This window comes from Acuticoccus kalidii, assembly GCF_021556395.1.
Classification (GTDB): Bacteria; Pseudomonadota; Alphaproteobacteria; order Rhizobiales; family Amorphaceae; genus Acuticoccus; species Acuticoccus kalidii.
Map to the genome: position 1 here is coordinate 73,965 of NZ_JAKGCS010000036.1, position 17,342 is coordinate 91,306.

General features: G+C 69.3%; 15 protein-coding genes. 5 read left to right on the forward strand and 10 right to left on the reverse strand.

Translation table 11 applies throughout. The annotated features are described in order from the left end of the window. Positions 1 to 66: 66 nt before the first annotated feature. The 3 genes from L1787_RS21325 to cobA form a co-directional block, all read right to left on the reverse strand. On the reverse strand, positions 67 to 1,347 hold the full coding sequence (locus tag L1787_RS21325) for a cobyrinic acid a,c-diamide synthase CobB (protein ID WP_235711133.1): 1,281 nt from the start codon (positions 1,345 to 1,347) through the stop codon (positions 67 to 69). A gap of 70 nt (positions 1,348 to 1,417) precedes the next feature. Then, positions 1,418 to 2,230 carry a DUF1194 domain-containing protein gene (locus tag L1787_RS21330; RefSeq protein WP_235711134.1) on the reverse strand — a complete coding sequence of 271 codons (813 nt, stop codon included), beginning with the start codon at positions 2,228 to 2,230 and terminating at the stop codon, positions 1,418 to 1,420. Between the two features lie 218 nt (positions 2,231 to 2,448). After that, entirely contained in the window at positions 2,449 to 3,279 is an 831-nt protein-coding gene (gene cobA / locus L1787_RS21335; protein ID WP_235711135.1) for a uroporphyrinogen-III C-methyltransferase, read from the reverse strand. Here cobA and L1787_RS21340 point away from each other — a divergent pair. Both L1787_RS21340 and L1787_RS21345 read left to right on the forward strand, forming a co-directional pair. Beyond that, positions 3,279 to 4,382: a cobalt-precorrin-5B (C(1))-methyltransferase gene (locus tag L1787_RS21340; RefSeq protein ID WP_235711136.1), complete on the forward strand. Its 1,104-nt coding sequence runs from the start codon at positions 3,279 to 3,281 to the stop codon at positions 4,380 to 4,382. The genes cobA and L1787_RS21340 overlap by 1 nt on opposite strands. Next, the gene (locus L1787_RS21345) at positions 4,375 to 5,100 is read left to right on the forward strand and encodes a cobalt-precorrin-6A reductase (RefSeq protein ID WP_235711137.1); all 726 of its coding nucleotides are present in this window, start codon (positions 4,375 to 4,377) and stop codon (positions 5,098 to 5,100) included. The genes L1787_RS21340 and L1787_RS21345 overlap by 8 nt, the downstream gene beginning before the upstream one ends. On the opposite strand, the gene cobM is transcribed toward L1787_RS21345, so the two are convergent. The 4 genes from cobM to L1787_RS26160 are packed head-to-tail and all read right to left on the reverse strand — an operon-like array spanning position 5,097 to position 11,402. After that, entirely contained in the window at positions 5,097 to 5,885 is a 789-nt protein-coding gene (gene cobM / locus L1787_RS21350; RefSeq protein WP_235711138.1) for a precorrin-4 C(11)-methyltransferase, read from the reverse strand. The genes L1787_RS21345 and cobM overlap by 4 nt on opposite strands. Then, positions 5,882 to 8,389: a precorrin-3B C(17)-methyltransferase gene (gene cobJ / locus L1787_RS21355; protein ID WP_235711139.1), complete on the reverse strand. Its 2,508-nt coding sequence runs from the start codon at positions 8,387 to 8,389 to the stop codon at positions 5,882 to 5,884. The genes cobM and cobJ overlap by 4 nt, the downstream gene beginning before the upstream one ends. A 31-nt stretch (positions 8,390 to 8,420) precedes the next feature. Continuing rightward, a complete protein-coding gene (cbiE, locus tag L1787_RS21360; RefSeq protein ID WP_235711140.1) occupies positions 8,421 to 9,572 on the reverse strand; it encodes a precorrin-6y C5,15-methyltransferase (decarboxylating) subunit CbiE in 1,152 nt (383 codons plus the stop codon). Positions 9,573 to 9,605: 33 nt separating this feature from the next. Continuing rightward, a complete protein-coding gene (locus tag L1787_RS26160) occupies positions 9,606 to 11,402 on the reverse strand; it encodes a precorrin-8X methylmutase (RefSeq protein ID WP_369415123.1) in 1,797 nt (598 codons plus the stop codon). A 291-nt stretch (positions 11,403 to 11,693) separates the two neighbouring features. Between L1787_RS26160 and L1787_RS21375 the strand changes: the two genes are divergently transcribed. Beyond that, a complete protein-coding gene (locus L1787_RS21375) occupies positions 11,694 to 12,416 on the forward strand; it encodes a hypothetical protein (RefSeq protein WP_235711141.1) in 723 nt (240 codons plus the stop codon). Positions 12,417 to 12,766: 350 nt separating this feature from the next. Here the strand turns inward: L1787_RS21375 and L1787_RS21380 are convergent, their stop codons facing one another. The 3 genes from L1787_RS21380 to L1787_RS21390 form a co-directional block, all read right to left on the reverse strand. Further along, complete coding sequence (locus L1787_RS21380) at positions 12,767 to 13,903, reverse strand: hypothetical protein (protein ID WP_235711142.1); 1,137 nt, start codon at positions 13,901 to 13,903, stop codon at positions 12,767 to 12,769. A gap of 154 nt (positions 13,904 to 14,057) precedes the next feature. Continuing rightward, positions 14,058 to 14,861, reverse strand: a complete 804-nt coding sequence (locus tag L1787_RS21385) for a TrmH family RNA methyltransferase (protein ID WP_235711143.1) — start codon at positions 14,859 to 14,861, stop codon at positions 14,058 to 14,060. Then, positions 14,858 to 15,763, reverse strand: coding sequence for an RsmD family RNA methyltransferase (locus L1787_RS21390; RefSeq protein ID WP_235711144.1), 906 nt, complete (start codon positions 15,761 to 15,763; stop codon positions 14,858 to 14,860). Before L1787_RS21390 ends, L1787_RS21385 begins: the two co-directional genes overlap by 4 nt. Positions 15,764 to 15,901: 138 nt before the next feature. Here L1787_RS21390 and L1787_RS21395 point away from each other — a divergent pair, with 138 nt between their 5' ends. Both L1787_RS21395 and L1787_RS21400 read left to right on the forward strand, forming a co-directional pair. Then, the gene (locus L1787_RS21395) at positions 15,902 to 16,636 is read left to right on the forward strand and encodes an SRPBCC family protein (protein ID WP_235711145.1); all 735 of its coding nucleotides are present in this window, start codon (positions 15,902 to 15,904) and stop codon (positions 16,634 to 16,636) included. 67 nt (positions 16,637 to 16,703) lie between these two features. Continuing rightward, positions 16,704 to 17,195 (forward strand): (2Fe-2S)-binding protein, encoded by a 492-nt coding sequence (locus L1787_RS21400; protein ID WP_235711146.1) that lies wholly within the window; start codon positions 16,704 to 16,706, stop codon positions 17,193 to 17,195. The last annotated feature ends 147 nt before the right edge of the window (positions 17,196 to 17,342 follow it).

Consider the following 17,342-nt stretch of genomic DNA (forward strand, 5'->3'; position numbering starts at 1 on the left):
TTAAACCTCGCAAAACAGGTTGTGTTCGCCAAATGCGAGGGCGGATGAAAGGTTCCGTGATCGCTGTCAGTCGGTGAAATCTATGATGTGGGCGAAGGAGCCGGCGACGGTGCCGGCGCGGGTGCCGATCGGTCCGATCCGTGCGCCGGCGGCGTCGCGCGCCTCGAAGAGGGGCGGACCCTCCGCGTCGATGGTGGCGTAATGGAATTCGTGGCCTTTGAGGTGTTGGGGGAACAGCGCGCCGTCATGGGTGAGGGCGCGATAGCCGAGCGTGCGGCGCGGGGCGGCGAAGCTCGTCTCGATGGGGAGGAGGCCGGCCATCGCGTGGCCGCTCCCTTCGGCGTCGACGAGGGTGCGGCCGAGGGCCATGTAGCCGCCGCACTCGCCATAGATCGTCGCGCCGCGGGCGGCGGCGGCGTGGAGGCCGTCGATCCAGGGCCGGTTGGCGGCGAGGCGGGCGGCGTGAAGCTCGGGATAGCCGCCGGGCAGGATGACGGCATCGGCGGCAGGGTCGGGCGCCTCGCCGGCGAGCGGAGAGAAGCGGTGCACCGACGCGCCCGCGCGGTGCCAGCCATCGACGATGTGGGTGTAGGTGAAGGCGAAGGCCTCGTCCGCGGCGAGGGCGATGCGGTTGCCGAGTGGGGGAAGCGGCGGCGGTGCGGCGGCGGCGGCGGACGGCGGCGGCGGTGCGCCGGACGATGCGAGCTCGGCGAGGGCGGCGAGGTCGACATGGGCGGCGATCGTCTCGCCGAGGGTGGTGACCCATGTGGCGAGATCAGTGCGCTCGGCGGCCTGATGGAGGCCGAGATGGCGGGAGGGAAGCGTCAACGCGGCATGGCGGGGGATCCGGCCGAGAAGGGGGACCGAGGTTCGCGCCACCGCGTCCCCGAGCATGGCGGCATGGCGCTCGCTCGCGACGCGGGTGAGGATCACGCCGGCGACCCGAATGGTCGGGTCGAAGGTCGCAAAACCGTGGATCAGCGCGGCGACGGAATGGCTCTGCCGCTCCGCGCTCACCACGAGGACGACCGGAAGGCCGTAGCGGCGGGCGATGTCGGCCGAGGAGCCGATGCCGACCGCGGGGCCGTCGAAGAGGCCCATCACGCCCTCGACGACGAGATGCTCGCGGGCGGCGAGATGGTCGACGAGGCCGGGACGCATCGCCCACAGGTCGAGATTGATTGCGGGCGATCCGGCGGCGGCGGTCAGATAGCCGGGGTCGATATAATCCGGCCCGACCTTCGCGGCGGTGACGGGCGCGCCGCGGGCACGAAGAGCGGCGACGATGCCCGCGGTGGTCACGGTCTTGCCGGAGCCCGAGGCGGGCGCGGCGATCAGGAAGCTCATACGTCTCGGTCGATCCGGCGCATCGCGCCTCGTTCGCGTGGGACGCCTCAGCGCGGGGTGCGAGGGCGCCTTACCATTGGTCGATCCGGCGCCAGCGACGCCACTGTTTTTCCCCGACCGCGCAGTCGACCCGCGGCGGGCTGCCGGGTGCGCGATATTGCGCGCGCATCATACGCGGCCGCGCATTGGCGATCTCCAGGATCAGCTTGCGGCGGATCGCCTCCTGGAGCCGGGTCTTCTCGTTGACCGTGATCATGAAGGAGTTGAAGCCGCCGATCACGCAATCTTCGTAATAGACGTCGAGCTTGTCGAGCTGAAAATAGCCGCCGCTGCTCGTCTGTTTGATCATGATCGGCAGGCCGTTGATGGTGATCCCCTGGGCGAGGAGCTGGTCGCGAGCGGCGGTGACGAGGATGCCCATATTGTTCGGGCCGTCACCGGACACGTCGATCACACGGCGCATGCCGTCGATGTCGTTGTCGAACAGCGTCGCGGCGTGGGTGAGCATCGAGCTGATCGAGGTGCGCCGCATCCGGCCGATCGGAGCGGAATCGAGCTCGGCGGCGAAGGTGGCAGCGGCGGCGGGGCCATCGATGATGGTCCACGGCACCAGGGTGCGTTCGAGGCCGACGCCCGCCCACTCGACATAGGTGACGGCAATCCGGCCCCAGTCGCCCTTCTGAATGGCGGCGACGACGTTGGGATCCTGGATCGCTTCGACATAGCCTTGGCGTTGAAGCCTCTGCTCGTCGAGGTCCATGGACCAGGAGACGTCGACGGCGAGGATCAGCTCGACGTCGACGACGGGGGGCAAGTCGGTTGCGCGCGCGTTGGGGATCGCGACGGCGAAGAAAGAGAGCGTGAAGAACAGAATGCGGAGCATCGATCGGGCCTCCTTCGGATACGACGCTGTAGAGAGGCGGGCAGCTCTGTGCCTTGGGACACCCTGCAGGCGCCGTGCCATCGCCGAATCTAAGGTTGCGTCTGGTGCGGCTTATCCGTCGTCGAAGAATGCGTCCCGATGCCTGTCTCCAGACTGTCGATGATCACGCTTGGGCGAAGCTGATATCTCGCATCGTGCCGTCTTGTTCAGAGAACGGCTCAGCCCATCAGGCCGTTGCTCGCCGCGGCGTCGAACCACGCAATCGTGTTCGCCATGTCGACGGCGGCCCCGACGACGATGATCGCGGGCGTGGGGAGCGATCTTTGCATGGCAGCCTCGCGCAAAGTGAAGCGCACGAAAATTTGTTCGGGAAGCGTCGCATTGGCGATGACGGCGACGGGCTCGTCCGGGGCGCGGCCGGCCTCGATGAGGCGGACGGCGATCGCCGGCAGATGCTTCGCCGCCATGTACATGACGAGGACCGGGGAGGCGCGCGCGACGGTGGGCCAGTCGATCGCGTTCGGGAGGGCTCCGGTGAGATCGTGGCCGGTGAGGAACGTCACCGACTGGTTGATATCGCGGTGGGTCGCCGGAAGCCCGGCATAAGCGAGGCCGCCGATCCCGGCCGACACGCCCGGTACGATGCGAAAACCGACGCCCTCGGCTGCGAGGGCCTGGCATTCCTCCCCGCCGCGGCCGAACATGAACGGATCGCCGCCCTTGAGCCGCAGGACGCGCGCGCCGCTCTTGGCCTTGGCGACCAGCGTCTTCGTGATGTCGGTCTGATCGGCGGACGGCTTGCCGCCGCGCTTGCCGGCATGGATGAGCTCGGCCCCGGCGCGCGCGAAGCCGAGAATCGTGTTCGAGACGAGAGAATCGTGCACGACGACATCGGCATGGGCGAGGCCGTGATAAGCCATCAGGGTAAGGAGACCGGGCGCGCCCGGCCCCGCGCCGACGAGCCAGACCGTTCCCGGCTCGAAGCGGGGAAAGGGCGCATCGTCGAGGGCAGCGAACGGGCCGATTTCGGTGTTGTGAAGGGGGTTCATTGACCACCTCTGAAGGGGAGACTGTCGAGGAGCCGAACCGGCCGCTGCGCAGCGGCTGGACGACCGGCGCGTGCGCGACCGCCGCCGCACAGGCGGCGTGGACCGCGGTGTTGACCGGCGCTTTTCCCGATCCGGTGGAGATCACCTTGCCGCGCGGCGGGACCGCCGCCTTCGCCCTCGCGCGCGAGGGGTTCGAGGCTGACGCGGCCTTTGCGGGCGTGATCAAGGATGCCGGCGACGATCCGGACGTCACCCATGGCGCGATGGTGATGGCGCATGTCCGGCGCGGTCCCGCCGGGGCCGGGGTGCGCTTCTTCGCCGGCGAGGGGGTCGGCATGGTGACGCGGCCGGGCCTGCCGATCGGCGTCGGCGAGCCGGCGATCAACCCGGTGCCCCGCCGCATGATGCGCGCGGCGATCGAGACCGTCGCCGCCGCTCACGGCGTCGCACCCGACGCGGACATCACCGTCTCGATCCCCGGCGGCGCGGCGCTCGCGGCGAAGACGTGGAATCCGCGTCTCGGCATCGTGGGCGGGCTGTCGATCCTCGGGACGACCGGCATCGTGCGGCCGTTTTCGTGCTCGGCATGGATCCACTCGATCCATCGCGGCATTGATGTGGCGCGGGCAGATCATCTCACGCACGTCGCCGCCTCGACCGGATCGACCTCCGAGGCCGCCGCACAAAAGGCGCTTGCCCTGCCCGACCATGCCATGCTCGACATGGGGGACTTCGCGGGGGGAGTTTTGAAGTATCTGCGCCGCCATCCCGTCGATCGGCTGACCATCGCCGGAGGCTTCGGCAAACTGTCGAAGCTCGCCGCGGGGGCGCTCGATCTTCATTCCTCGCGCTCGCAAGTCGACTGCGCGTTGCTCGCGGCGTGGGCGCGGGAGGGCGGTGCGGACGGCCCCCTGGTCGCCGCGATCGCGGCCGCGCCCACCGCGATGGCGGCTCTCGCCGCGGCCGAGCGGGCGGGGTTCGACCTCGCCAGCCTCGTCGCGGCGCGGGCGCGCGACGCGGCGAAACGCCAACTCGAGGAGGCGCCTGTCGAGGTCGATATCATGATCGTGAACCGCGAAGGGCGGATCGTCGCGCATGTCTAGGATCCTATTGCTCGGAGGCACCGAAGAGGCGCGTGAGCTCGCCGAGCGGCTCGTCGAAAAGCGCGCCGACGTCACCAGTTCGTTCCAGAGCGAATTCGCCGAGGATTATGCGGGCCATGTCCGCCGCGGCGGGTTCGGCGGCGAAGAGGGCCTGACCGACTTCATCCGCGATGGCGGCTTCACCATCGTCGTCGACGCGACCCACCCCTTCGCGGCGACGATCAGCCCCGCCGCCAAGCGGGCCGCGAAGGCCGCGGGCGCACGTTATTATCGGCTGGAGCGTCGGCCCTGGCGCCGCGCGACCGGCGATCGGTGGATCGACGTGCGCTCGCTCGAGGAGGCCGCCGAGCGGATCGACGACGGGGCGCGCGTCTTCCTCACCGTCGGCTCGCGCGGGCTCGCGCCCTTCCTCGCACGGCGCGATCTCGAGCTGTTCGCCCGCGTCATCGAACGGCCCGATCTCGGCACGCGGCACGACGTGACGCTGATCACTGAACGCGGCCCGTTCGACCTCGAGCACGAGCGCGCCCTCTTCCAGCGCTATCGGTTCGACGCGATGGTGACGAAGAATTCCGGCGGCGAGGCGACCGCGGCCAAGCTCGTCGCCGCGCGCGAGCGGAAGATGCTCGTCTACATGGTCAAGCGCCCGCGCGGGCAGCCCTGGGCGAACGCGGCGACCGTCGACCAGATGATGCGAAAGCTGCGCCGCCACCTCTAGGCGCCGTCCTTCGCGGGTCGCGCCGCGCCGGTCTTCTGATTGCGGAAGATGTGGCGATGATTGGGGTCATAGAGCGCTGAATCGGTGAAGTCGCCCGGCGCCAGCACGCGGCCGACCAGGATGAGGGCGGTGCGCGTCACCTTCGCGGCGCGGACGGCGGCGGTGATCGTCTCGAGCGTGCCGGTGATCACCTCCTCGTCCGGCCAGGTGGCCCGCACGACGACCGCAACCGGACAGTCCGCCCCATAATGCGGCGTCAGCGTTTCCACCACATGGCGCATATTGCGGACCGACAGGTGGATCGCGAGCGTCGCCCCGGAGGCGCCGAGCGTCGCGAGATCCTCGTTGTTCGGCATCTTGGAGGACTTCATCGCCGTGCGGGTGAGGATCACCGTCTGCGAGACGTCGGGCAACGTGAGCTCGGTCCGCAGGAGCGCGGCCGCGGCGGCGAAGGCCGGGACGCCGGGGACGATCTGATAGGGAATGCCGGCCGCTTCGAGCCGGCGGATCTGCTCGCCGATCGCGCCATAAAGGGACGGGTCGCCGGAATGGACGCGGGCGACGTCCTCGCCGCGGGCGTGCGCGGCTTCCATCTCCTCCATGATCTCATCGAGGTTCATCGGCGCGGTGTCGATGACGCGGGCGCCCTCGGGCGCTTCTGCGATCACCGCTTCGGGAACCAGCGATCCGGCATAGAGGCAGACAGGGGCGGCCTTGATGAGGTTGAGGCCGCGCACGGTGATGAGGTCGGGGGCGCCGGGACCGGCGCCGATGAAATGGATCATGGGGCAACCTCGTAGCCGCGAGGGGTGTAGACGTGCGCCTTGCCGTCGCCGCGAACGAAGCGGCGGGTGGAGCTGGCGCCGATGATGACGGTGGCGAGCATGTCGACCGAGGCAGGGTCGAGTGCACCGAGCGTCGTGTGGAGGATCGCCTCCGCCGGGCGGCCGAGGCTCGACGCGATGATGACGGGCGTCTCGTCCGGCCGCTTGTCACGCAGAATGCGGATCGCCTCGACGAGCTGCTCGGTGCGCCGGCGCGAACGCGGATTATAGAGCGCGACGACGAAATCGCCCGCCGCGGCGGCTTCGAGCCGGGTGCGGATCGCGCTCCAGGGCGTCATCAGGTCCGACAGGGAGATGAACGCGAAATCGTGCCCGAGCGGGGCGCCGACGCGCGCCGACGCCGCTTGCGCCGCCGAGACGCCGGGCGCGACGGTGAGGGCGACGCGGCGGGCGGCGTCGGAGAGGTCGCCGGTGTCGAGGAGCTCCATCGCGAGCGTCGCCATCGCGTAGATGCCGGCATCGCCGGAGGAGATCAGCGCGACGGTCTTGCCCTTGCCGGCCTCCTCGAGCGCGAAGCGCACGCGCGCCGTCTCGTCGCCGAGCGGGAAGTCGTGGCGGGACTGATGGGCGCGCAGATCCTCCACGAGGTCGAGATAGAGGCTGTAGCCGACATAGGCGTCGGCCGCGGCGAGGAGCGCGGTGCACTCGGCCGTGCGCCAGGCCGGCGTTCCGGGCCCGATGCCGACGATCGCGAGATGGCCGCGCGCCCGCCCCGTGTCGCCGATCGGCGCCGGTGCTTCGGCGAGCGCGATGGTGAGGCCGTCGCGCTTCGCCTTCGGTGCGAGGAGCGCTCCCTCCGGTCCGGCCGCCGCGAGGGCCGCCGCTTCGGCGACGCCGCCGACGCCGACCGCGGCCCGCACGATCTCTGACGTTTCGGTGAGGCGCGGCTCCTCGGCGGCGAGGGTTGCGGCGTCGAAGACGCGGAAGGGAACGCCGAAATGGGCGGCGACGGCATGGAGCGCGGCCTCGTCGGCTTTCTTGTCGAGGCTCGTCACCACCGCGATCGCGCGCGGGTCGATGCCGGCCGTGGCGATCGTCTCCTCCGCGAGGCGGATGGCGGCTTCCGGCGCGGCACCGCGTTCGGCGCCCATGCCGATCGAGACGGCGCGCGGGATATACGTGGCGACCGTGCCGCCGTCGGTGACGCGGCGCGTGGTGGCGCGGATCGGGGTCGGGCCGGCGGGAAGGTCGGCGAGGAAGCTGATGGCGGGATCGGCCGTCGCGCCGCCGCCCGCGGCAAGGTCCGCGGCGAGGCGCTTGAACGGGGCCGGATCAGCGATCGCCCAGCCCGCCGGCGGCGCGTCGAGGGCGAGGCCGAGGCGGATCTCGCTTTGCGTCGTGGTGGCCGGCGGAGTGCCGAACGCCGCGCCGAGCGTCGCCGCGATCGCCGTGCCGCCGCGATGGGCGCCGAGAAGCGGGACGATGGCGCTGCCGTCTTCGGCGAGGGCGAGGATCGCGGGCTCGGCGGGCTTGTTGGCGAGATAGGGCCCGATCGAGCGCACCAGGATGCCGGCGGAGAACACCCCGACGATCGCGCAGCCATCGTCGAAGAGGCGGGCGATATGGTGGGCGGTGCCGGAATAGAGCGTGTCGACCGCATCGGCGTCGACGCGTCCGGCGAGGCCGTGGATCGTCGCCGTGTGGCCGGCTGCGGCGAGCGCCGCCTTCGCCGTTCGGGCGGTCGGGAGGGCGGACGGGCCGAGGACGAGGATCGCGACCGGGCGCGGGCCGTGCATCGGGGGCGCTTCGCGCACCGCGCGCGGGGCGGGCGCGGCCTCGCGGGCGGGCAGGACGATCGTGGAGAAATAGGGTTTCGGGCCCGCCGGGGTGGCCTCGAGCGGCCTCACGCTCTCTTCGGGGAGCGTCGCGCGGGCGACGAGGGTGCCGGTCCGCCCCTCGGCGCGGACGAGCGCGGCGACGCTGTCGAAATGGCGGCCGACTTTATAGAGGATCACCGCGCCGGGGCCGCGGAGCGCGGCGCGCAGCGTCTCGGCCTCGCTCGTCGCGGGCAGGATCGTGAGCGGCTCGTTGCCGCGCACGAGGCTCGTCCGGGAGACGGCGGCGCAGGCTGACGCGGCGGTGACGCCGGGGACGATCTCGACGGCGAAGCGATCGGCGAGGCGGGCCATCAGCGAGGCGGCGCTGCCATAGAGCATGGGATCGCCTTCGCACAGGAGCGCGACCGAGCGCCCCTGCGAGAGGTGGCCGGCGAGCGTCTCGGCGGCGGCGTCATAGGCGGCCTCGGCCGCGCCGTCATTCGTCATCGGGACGGTGAAGGGCACGTGAAGGGCGTTCGCGGTGTGCGCGGCGGCGATGCGCGCGGCGAAGCTGCCCGACGAGGTTGTCGGATAGGCGACGATGTCCGCCGCTTCGATGGTGCGCGCGGCCTTCAGCGTGAGGAGATCGGGATCGCCTGGGCCGACGCCGACGATGGAGAGAGTCATGAACGGCCTTCCGGCTTACGGGGGGCGGGCGTCATTTGACGACGCGCCATTGGAGAACGGGCATCGCCGGCCGCATCGCGAGAAGGCGGCCGACGGGCTCGGCGTGGGAAAGGGCGATGCGGGTGAGCGTGCCGCCGAGCCGCGCCTGGCGGGCGATGGTGGCGGCCTCGCCACCGAGGGTGACGGCGTTCGAGACGAGGATGCCGCCCGCGGGAAGGCGGGCCCAGAGCGCCTCGAAGAGCGCGTCGTCGCCGACGGCGCCGCCGAGAAAGATGCGCGCCGGGTCGGGAGCGGTGCCCAGATGGTCGATCGCCGGCCCTTCGAGGAGCGTCGCGCGTGTGTGCGTCGCGGCGAGATTCTGGCGGATCGCCACGGCCCGCGCCGGGACGCGCTCGAACAGCGTCGCGCTGCCGCCGGCCCGGCACCAGTCGATCGCGACCGCGCCGCTGCCGGCGCCGATGTCCCAAAGGTGGCCGGGTGGGGCGAGGGCGGCGATCGAGAGGAGGCGGATTTCGTCGCGCGTGACGCAGCCGTCATGGGCGAGGTCGGCGACCCGGACCGGATCGCGGCGCGCACACTCGACGGCGAGAACGTTGAGCGGCGCCGCCTCGCCGGTGAGGTCGCTCGCGCGGGCAGTCTGGCGCGCGGCCTCCGCCGTGCCGAGATCGGCGAGGACGGTGAGCGTGCTGTCGCCGAAGCCCGCCTCGGTGAGGATCGCGGCGATTGCGGCGGGGGCCGCGCCGTCGCGGGTGAGACAGAGGAGCCGGCGGCCGGGGGCGGCGGCCGTCAGGATGTCGGCCGGCGGCGCGGCGTGGAGGGACAGGCAGGTGACGGTCTCGAGCGGCCAGCGCATCGCCGCGGCGGCCAGCGAGAAGGCGGACGGGGCGGGGAAGACGGCGATCTCCTCGGCCGGCAGATGGCGCAGCAGCGTTGCCCCGACGCCATGATGCAGCGGATCGCCGGACGCGAGGATCGTCGTCGCCTCGCCGCGCCGGGCGAGCACGGCGGCGATGCCGTCGGCGAACGGGCGCGGCCAGGGCCGCCGCGCCGCCTCGGGGATCCCGGCGGCGGCGAGTAGGCGCGCGGCGCCGAACACCGCCCCGGCGTCGAGGGCCGCTTGCGGTGCGTTCGGCGCGAGCGCGCCGTTCGGCAAGGCGCCGATGATGGTGAGCCAGGCGCTCATCGCCGGGCTCTCGTGTCCAGGGTCATGTCCGCCTCAGCCGTGCGCGTGGGAACCGGGCGCCGACACGGGGCCGGTACCGGCGCCGGAAGCGCCCGCGATCGCGTTGAGCGCGCCGCCGGCAATGGCGCTGCCGCCGCGCCGACCGGAAAGGGTCGCGAAGGGAATCGCCGGATCGAGGGCGACGAGGGCGGCCTTCGATTCCACCGCGCCGACGAAGCCGACCGGAAAAGCGAGGATCGCCGCCGGGCGAGCGCCTTTCTGGAGAAAAGCGAGGAGCTCGAAGAGGGCCGTCGGCGCGTTGCCGACCACGACGACCGCCCCATCAAGCTCACCCGCCGCGCGGCGGATCGCGATCGCGGAGCGCGTGGTCTTTGCGGCCTTCGCCTCCGCGGCGGTCTCGGGATCGTTGAGGTGGCAGACGACTTGCGCGGCGGGGACGAAGCGGGTCGAGATCGCGTGCCGCGTCATCTCCGAATCGACGATCACCGGCGCGCCGGCGGCGAGGGCGGCCCGCGCCGCGGCGATCACGTCGCCCTTGATGACGAGATTGGCGAGAATGCCGGTGTCCCCGGCAGAATGGGCAATGCGCTCGGCGATCGGGGCGTTCGTGCCGAAGCGGGCGAGATCGGCCTCCTTGCGGATGATCTCGAAGGATTGGCGGGTGATCGCCTCCGGGTCGCGCTCATAACGCAGCGTGTCGTGCTGGAAGACGCTGACCGGGCCGAGCGGGTGCCGCTCGTGCGGGTAGGGGTGGTGATGGTGGTCGTGGCCGTTTCCATGCCCATGCCCATGCCCATGATGATGGTGGTGGTCGTGGGCGTCTCCGTGCGCGTGGCCATAATGGTGATGGTGGCCGTGATGATCCTCGCCGGTGGTGATCACGCGGCAGGCGCCGGTACAGAAGGTGTCGCAGAGCGTGCACGTCTCGACCGTCGCGCCGGGGGCGGAGGCGCCCATGCCCTCGACATGATGATGGTGGCTCTCCTGCGCCGCGCCCACCTCGTCCTCGAAGCCGAGAACCTGGGTGCGGTATTTGCAGAGGCCGCAATTCATCACGTTCTCGCCGTCGAGGATCTCGGTGACGCGCTCGACGAAGGTGTCGATCACGGCCGGATGATCGCCGAGATAGTCGGCCTTCTCGAAGGCGATCTCGGGATAGCGGGCGGCGGCGGTATCGGTGAAGCCGTAGATCCGGTCGATCAGGATCCCCGAGAAGAGGAAGTAGGGGAACACGATGACGCGGCGGAAGCCGAGCCGTGCGACCCGGTCGAGGCAAGGCTCGACGAGCGGGAAGGTGACGCCCGAATAGCCCGTCTCGCACCAGCCGAAGCCGAAGCCCTCCCACAACAGGCGCGCGACCTTCGACACGTTGGCGTTGGCGTCGGGATCGGACGCGCCGCGGCCGATGACGACGAGGCAGGTCTCGGAATTGGGGAGCGCGCCGTCGCGTGCGTTGAGCGCGTCGACGGCCGCCTGAACGCGCTCGCCGGCGGCCACGAGCATCCGCGCGTCGACGCCGAGATCGCGGCCATAATCGACCTTGATGCCGTGCTTGGCGGCGTAGGTGTTGAGGACGCTCGGAATATCGTTCTTGGCGTGGCTCGCAGCGAACAGCATTCCGGGCACGGCGAGGATCCGGTCGACCCCTTTCTCGCGCAGGGAATCCAGTCCGTCACGGATGACGGGGTTGGCGAACTCGAGATAGCCATATTCGACCGGCCAATCGGGAAAGCGGGGGCGCAGGGCCTCGGCGAGCTTGGCGAACTCGTCGACCGCGCTTTTCGAGCGCGATCCATGGCCGCACACCATGACGCCGATACGCTCGGTCATGCGGGCACCGGGCGCGATGACGCGGCGGTGCGCGGGTGCGAGCGATCGTAAAGGGTGCGCATAGGACCTCCGGTTCCGTGACACACGCGCACCAAGAGGCCGTGGGGTTCGCCCCACCATCCGGCAGCCGCGGAGTTTCGGCCCCCGGATTGGGTCGGCCTCACCACGATCGCTTTCAGTTCCCGCGAGGAACGCTGCGACCTCGGCAGTAACAGTCCAGTGAGCGGCTTACAAGGGCGCTCCCCGCGGCCGGAATTCGCGATAGAGTTGGGATCGTGCTAGGATTATGGGGTGCCGCGCACGCGAGGGTTGTTCGGTGCGCCGGCCGTGCCGAAGTGTGATGCCGGGCATATGTTCGCCGGCCATACGATCGGAAGCGGCGACAGGTCTGCCGAATGGGCGGAATGCGATCCTAGTCTCGACGGAAGACAGGCAACTGATCCTGGCCCCAACCCGTTTGTTCAGGTTGGTCCATTGTGTGGAGTTGAAGTTGGTATGTTGAAAAACGTGGCTTTCGCGTGTCTCGCGACGGTGGTTCTCACCGCTCCGGTGCTCGCAGCCGAAGATTCTGTCGGCATCGGCGGAGAGTGGAAGGGCACGGGCTTCGTCCAGAAGGACGAGAAGTCGAAGCCCATGCAGGTGAACTGCACGATCGAAGGCACAGAGTCCGCGGATCGCATCGGCTTCGACGGCGAATGTCGGGCGATGCTGATCATGAAGCGGGCGATCGGCGCTGATCTTACCCGCAATGGTGACCAGTATTCGGGAACCTATGTGGGCTCGAATGTCGGCGTCGCCGAGCTTCAGGGCGGGCCGGAAGGGCCGGACTCGTTCGTGCTCACGATGACCTTCCCCAAGGAAGTGAACGGCGACGACAAGGCGACCATGACGATCGAACGGCCGCGCGACGGCAAGTTCACCATTACCACGGTCGACCGGATGACGTCGGGCGACGATGTGACGACATCGCAGATCACGTTCGAGCGCAGCGGACGCGCCGTCGCGTCCGAATAGGCCGCGCGACGGACCAAGGTGACGCGCACCTTGTGCGTCACCGAGACGATGCGCATTGCGTGCGTGTCGGAGCTCATGCATATCCTGAGGCGTGAAGACGCCGAGGCGCGTCCTAAGGCGTGAAGACGCTGGTGCGCGTCATGGCCGTGAAGGCGCGCGCCCTGGGCGCGACTGGGCCAACGCGCTCCGGCGCCCCGCCAGGACGAGGCGGGGCAAAATTTTTGGGGGCGGCGACCGATGCCGACCCCGGTGCCCACTCTTTCGACATCGGCGAATGGCCGCGCATGCCGTCGGCCGGATGGCCTCGTGGCCCCGACGCGTGTCGGGGCGAGGAGCGCCTCGGCTCGGCCCTAGCGGCCTCGGGCGCTCTCCACGACTTCGCCGTGCTCCATGGCCTTCAGGCGGCCGGGGCGGCCGTCGGCTTCGTTGATCCGTTCGAGCGCCGTCGCGATGGCCTCGGCTTCGTCCTCCGATAGCGTTTCGAAGCTCGCCATATCGATCGGCGCGGCCGAATTGGTGTCGTACGTCGTGATGTCGACGCCGAGGCGCTTGGACATCCAGCGCAGATCGCCTGTGGCCATCTGCATCGCCGCCTCCTCGACCTCGACGGGAAGCGCGAAGCCGGGCCCCTTGATCGACGTCAGCACGCGCGCGGCGGCCGATGGGAGCCGCCCGCCCGGCGCCGCCTTCGCGAACGCCTCGGCGAAGCAGCGGCCGAGATGGCCGGAGCGCAACGGCGCATCGACCGCCTTCGGCAGGCCGGCCGGGATGGCCTTCTGCTGGTAGGCGGCGTTCACGATCGAGAGGATCTTGGCGGCGGTCAGGCTGATCGATTCGTTGGCGCGCGGCGCGCGATCGGCGGCGAGGGCCGAAAAATCGCGGTCCATCATCGACAGAAGCGTCTGAAGAATGCAGCCGTCTTTCATCGTGCTCGGATGGAACATGACGAGGCGCAGATCCTTGCCGAGCACTTCATCGTGCGGCCCGAAAAAGCGCCGATAACGCGGCCGCCTCGGGCGCGTGAGGAAGTCCCGCATCGTCATGCCGAGCTGGAGGCTCTGCTGGCAGGACGAGCGCACCCACGCCCGCGGCGGGCGGACGAAGGCGAGCGAGACCATGCGGTCGAACATGCCGACCGTCTCGCGCATCTCGACCAACTCCTCGGCGGTGAACGAGGATCCCATCTCGGCGGAGACGAGCGCGTCGGACCCTTCGGCGGCGACGCTTTCCATCTCGGCGAGGAAGGATTTCAGGATCTCCTCGCGGTTCTCGACATATTGGCGGTGATTGCGTGCGATCAGCGACGCGTCGATCTTCGCGCGCGGCTGGCGAAACTGGGATTCCACGAACGGATTGTGGTTCGCCGTCGGGAGCGAGGCATAGGCGAGGCCCGTCTCGCGAACGCGCTCACGATTGTCGTCGAAATAAGCCTGAATCGAGGTCGACCCCGTCTTCGGCATCCCGATGTGAAAATAGAGGGTCGACATTTTTAAATAGCCCACGCGTTGGGAAACGCACGCGATATTGCACTCGCGTTACTGTGTTGATGGCGCAAACGACTTTGATCGGATGGGACGTCTCCGAGAGACCGGGAGTGTTACAAATCGAGGCTGCGCGGCGCAAGCGCACCGGCCGACCGGATCAGAGAAATGGCCGGCGAATCTCGTAAAGCGCGATCGCCGTCGCGATGGCGAGATTGAAGCTGTCGGCCTGTCCGGCCATCGGGATCTTGAGGAGGGCGTCGCAGCGGGCGGCCATCTCGTCGGTGAGGCCGGACTGTTCGGTGCCCATCACGAGAAGCTGCGGTTCGCTCGCCTCGATCGTGCGGATATCGACCGCGCCGTCGAGGTGGGTGCCGTAGACCTTGCCCGGCCAGCGTTTCAGGAATTGCGCGAAGGCGGCATCGTCGGCGCGGGCGAGGGGCATGTGGAAAATTGAGCCCATCGTCGCGCGGACCGCCTCGACGCCGAATGGATCGGCCGAGGCGCCGACGAGGATGACACCGGCGGCGCCGGCCGCGTCGGCGGTGCGGATGATCGTGCCGACATTGCCCGGATCGCGCGGCGCCTCGAGGGCGAGGATGGTGCCTCCCCGCATCGCATCGAGCGGGGCGAGACGCTGCTCGAAGACGCCCATCACGGTCTGTGGATTGTCGCGGCGGGCGAGCTTTTCCATCACCGAAGGCGTCGTGAAGACGACGTCGCCGCCCGACGCGCGCACCCGGGCGGCGAGCTTGGCGACGGGCGTGTCGCCCTCCGGTTCGAGGGTGATGATCATCTCGGGCTGCCAACCGACGGCCAGCGCGTCGAGGACGAGCTTGTGCCCTTCGGCGAGGAAGAGGCCGCTCTCCGCGCGTGACTTGCGCTGATGGAGCGCGCGCACGGCCTTGATGATCGGGTTCGCCGTGCTCGTGACGTGCTTGACGGAGCCGGTGCGCGCGATCATGGCCGCCACGTCGCGAACATCGAGGTGGGGAGGAGGCCGCCGCTCGCTTCGGACAAAGCGAGCTCGCCGGCGGTGACGGTGCCGCCGCGCCCCTCCATCGCTTCTTCCATGAGGCGGCCGACGGCGAGCGCCGAGGCGCGGATCGCATAGGCAGTGAGAATCACGAACAGGGCATCCTCGGCGACGATTTGGCGGACGTCCGCGAGCAGCGGGGGCAGGTCGTCGAAGAGGTTCCAGACCTCGTTCTTCGGCCCGCGCCCGAATTTCGGCGGATCGAGAAGGATGCCGTCATAGCGCCTTTCGCGGCGAACCTCACGCGCGACGAATTTGGAGGCGTCGTCGCAGATCCACCGGATCGGCTTGTCGTCGAGGCGGGAGGCCGCCTGATTCTCGCGCGCCCAGGCGATCGCCTTCTTCGAGGCGTCGACGTGCGTGACCTCCGCGCCCGCGGCGGCGAGGATCAGCGAGGCGGCGCCGGTATAGCCGAAGAGGTTGAGGATGCGCGGCTCGCGCCCGTCGCGCGCCGCGGCCGCCACCATGGCGCTCGCCGCGTCCCAATGGGGCTGTTGCTCGGGGAAAAGTCCGACATGGCGGTTGTTGCCGATGCGGCAGATCATCCGGGCCGGGCCGCAATCCACCGTCCAGTCGGGCACCTTCGCCGACCAGCGGCCGGGGCCGTCATCATCGTCGCTGCCCTCGAAGCGGGCATCGGCCACGTCCCATGCGGCGGGATCGCGCGGACGCCACATCGCCTGCGGTTCTGGGCGAACGAGGCGGACATCTCCGTATTGCTCGAGCTTCTGGCCGTTGCCCGAATCGAGAAGGCGATAGCCCTCCGGCTCGGAGACCAGAACCGTCAGCGCTTCATTCCGTCCGCCGCTCGTCACGCCGATCCTTTCCATTGCGTTCAATCGATCGCTCGTTGATTTTGTTTAATTGTGCCTTTGATATCAGGAAGCCGCGCAGCGCAGGGGCCGTTGCGTGGGTGTATCGCCGCATTCGAGGCGAAAGGCGAGGACAGCCCCGTTGGAGGCCTAACCATGGAGCTAAGCGGCGAACATCGAATCCCCGCGCCGCGGAGCGTGGTGTGGGAGGCGCTGCACGATCCCGAGATCCTGAAAGATTGCATCAAGGGCTGCCAGCGGCTCGAAAAGCTGAATGATCACCAGATGGAGGCCACCGTCCAGGCGAAGGTCGGTCCCGTCAAGGCGACGTTCGAGGCGAATGTCGATATCGTCGATCCGGTGGCGCCCGAGCGCTACACGCTGACCGGCGAGGGTAAAGGCGGCGTCGCGGGCTTTGCGAAGGGGTCGGCCGAAGTGATCCTCACCGAGGATGGCGACGACACGATCCTGACCTACAATGCCAACGCAAAGATCGGCGGCAAGCTCGCGCAGCTCGGGTCGCGCCTCGTCGACACCACGGCGAAAAAATATGCGGCCGATTTCTTCGCCACCCTGTCGGAGAAGCTCGGCGGCGGAACACCGACCGCGGCGCCTGCCGAGGCGTCGGGAGCGGCGACGACGGCCGCGCCCGTGGCACCTGCCGCGGACGATGCGGAGGTCGCCGGCCGTATCGAGCCGTCGCTCGTCGAGGAGGGCGCTTATGAGCTCGAGCTCGCCGGCGAAGAGACGGCGATCGATTCCCCGCACATGGAAGACACCATTGAAAAGGCAATCGAAGCCGAGGCGACGAAGCGTGCCTGGGGTGGTCCGTGGTTCTGGGGAATTTTGGCGTTTGCCGCAGTGATCTTGGTTCTGATAGCGTTGCAATAACTGGAATAACTCCAGGTGCATTCAGGCAACTGCGGCGAACGCGGGGACGGAGAAGGGAGACAGGGGGATGAGTGAGGTCAAGCTCACGGTAAACGGGCGTGCGGTGACGCGCGATGTCGAGGACCGTACGCTGCTCGTGACGCTCCTTCGTGAGCATCTGGGGCTCACCGGAACTCACGTCGGCTGCGACACGTCGCAATGCGGGGCGTGCACCGTCCACATCGACGGACACGCGGTGAAGTCGTGCACGGTCCTGGCGGCGCAGGTCGACGGATCCGAGGTGGTGACGATCGAAGGTCTCGCGGATGGTGCGTCGCTGCACCCGATGCAGGAGGCGTTTCGGACGCATCACGGGCTGCAATGCGGCTTCTGCACACCCGGCATGATCATGATGGGGATCGACATCGTGCAGCGCCATTCGAGCCTCGACGAGGAGACGATCCGCAAGGAGCTCGAAGGCAATATCTGCCGCTGCACCGGCTACCATAACATCGTGAAGGCGATCAAAGCCGCCGCCGACGACATGGCGGTCGGCACGCCTTCGATGGCCGCCGAATAGGCCTCCCGGCGGAGCGGTCCCGCTCCGCACGCGACACGGCTGGGCGGGACGTGCTCCCGCCCGCCGAGCGACCGTCGGCCGATGCGGCGCGGCGGTGAAAGACAAGGCGACATAACGCGAGCGATCACAGCTCAATTGTCTGGGGGG

Coding starts and splice junctions, on each gene's coding strand:
- L1787_RS21325 (WP_235711133.1), bottom strand. CDS start 1,347: ATGAGCTTCCTGATCGCCGCGCCCGCCTCGGGCTCCGGCAAGACCGTG.
- L1787_RS21330 (WP_235711134.1), bottom strand. CDS start 2,230: ATGCTCCGCATTCTGTTCTTCACGCTCTCTTTCTTCGCCGTCGCGATC.
- cobA (WP_235711135.1), bottom strand. CDS start 3,279: ATGAACCCCCTTCACAACACCGAAATCGGCCCGTTCGCTGCCCTCGAC.
- L1787_RS21345 (WP_235711137.1), top strand. CDS start 4,375: ATGTCTAGGATCCTATTGCTCGGAGGCACCGAAGAGGCGCGTGAGCTC.
- cobM (WP_235711138.1), bottom strand. CDS start 5,885: ATGATCCATTTCATCGGCGCCGGTCCCGGCGCCCCCGACCTCATCACC.
- cobJ (WP_235711139.1), bottom strand. CDS start 8,389: ATGACTCTCTCCATCGTCGGCGTCGGCCCAGGCGATCCCGATCTCCTC.
- cbiE (WP_235711140.1), bottom strand. CDS start 9,572: ATGAGCGCCTGGCTCACCATCATCGGCGCCTTGCCGAACGGCGCGCTC.
- L1787_RS26160 (WP_369415123.1), bottom strand. CDS start 11,402: ATGACCGAGCGTATCGGCGTCATGGTGTGCGGCCATGGATCGCGCTCG.
- L1787_RS21380 (WP_235711142.1), bottom strand. CDS start 13,903: ATGTCGACCCTCTATTTTCACATCGGGATGCCGAAGACGGGGTCGACC.
- L1787_RS21385 (WP_235711143.1), bottom strand. CDS start 14,861: ATGATCGCGCGCACCGGCTCCGTCAAGCACGTCACGAGCACGGCGAAC.
- L1787_RS21390 (WP_235711144.1), bottom strand. CDS start 15,763: ATGGAAAGGATCGGCGTGACGAGCGGCGGACGGAATGAAGCGCTGACG.
- L1787_RS21395 (WP_235711145.1), top strand. CDS start 15,902: ATGGAGCTAAGCGGCGAACATCGAATCCCCGCGCCGCGGAGCGTGGTG.
- L1787_RS21400 (WP_235711146.1), top strand. CDS start 16,704: ATGAGTGAGGTCAAGCTCACGGTAAACGGGCGTGCGGTGACGCGCGAT.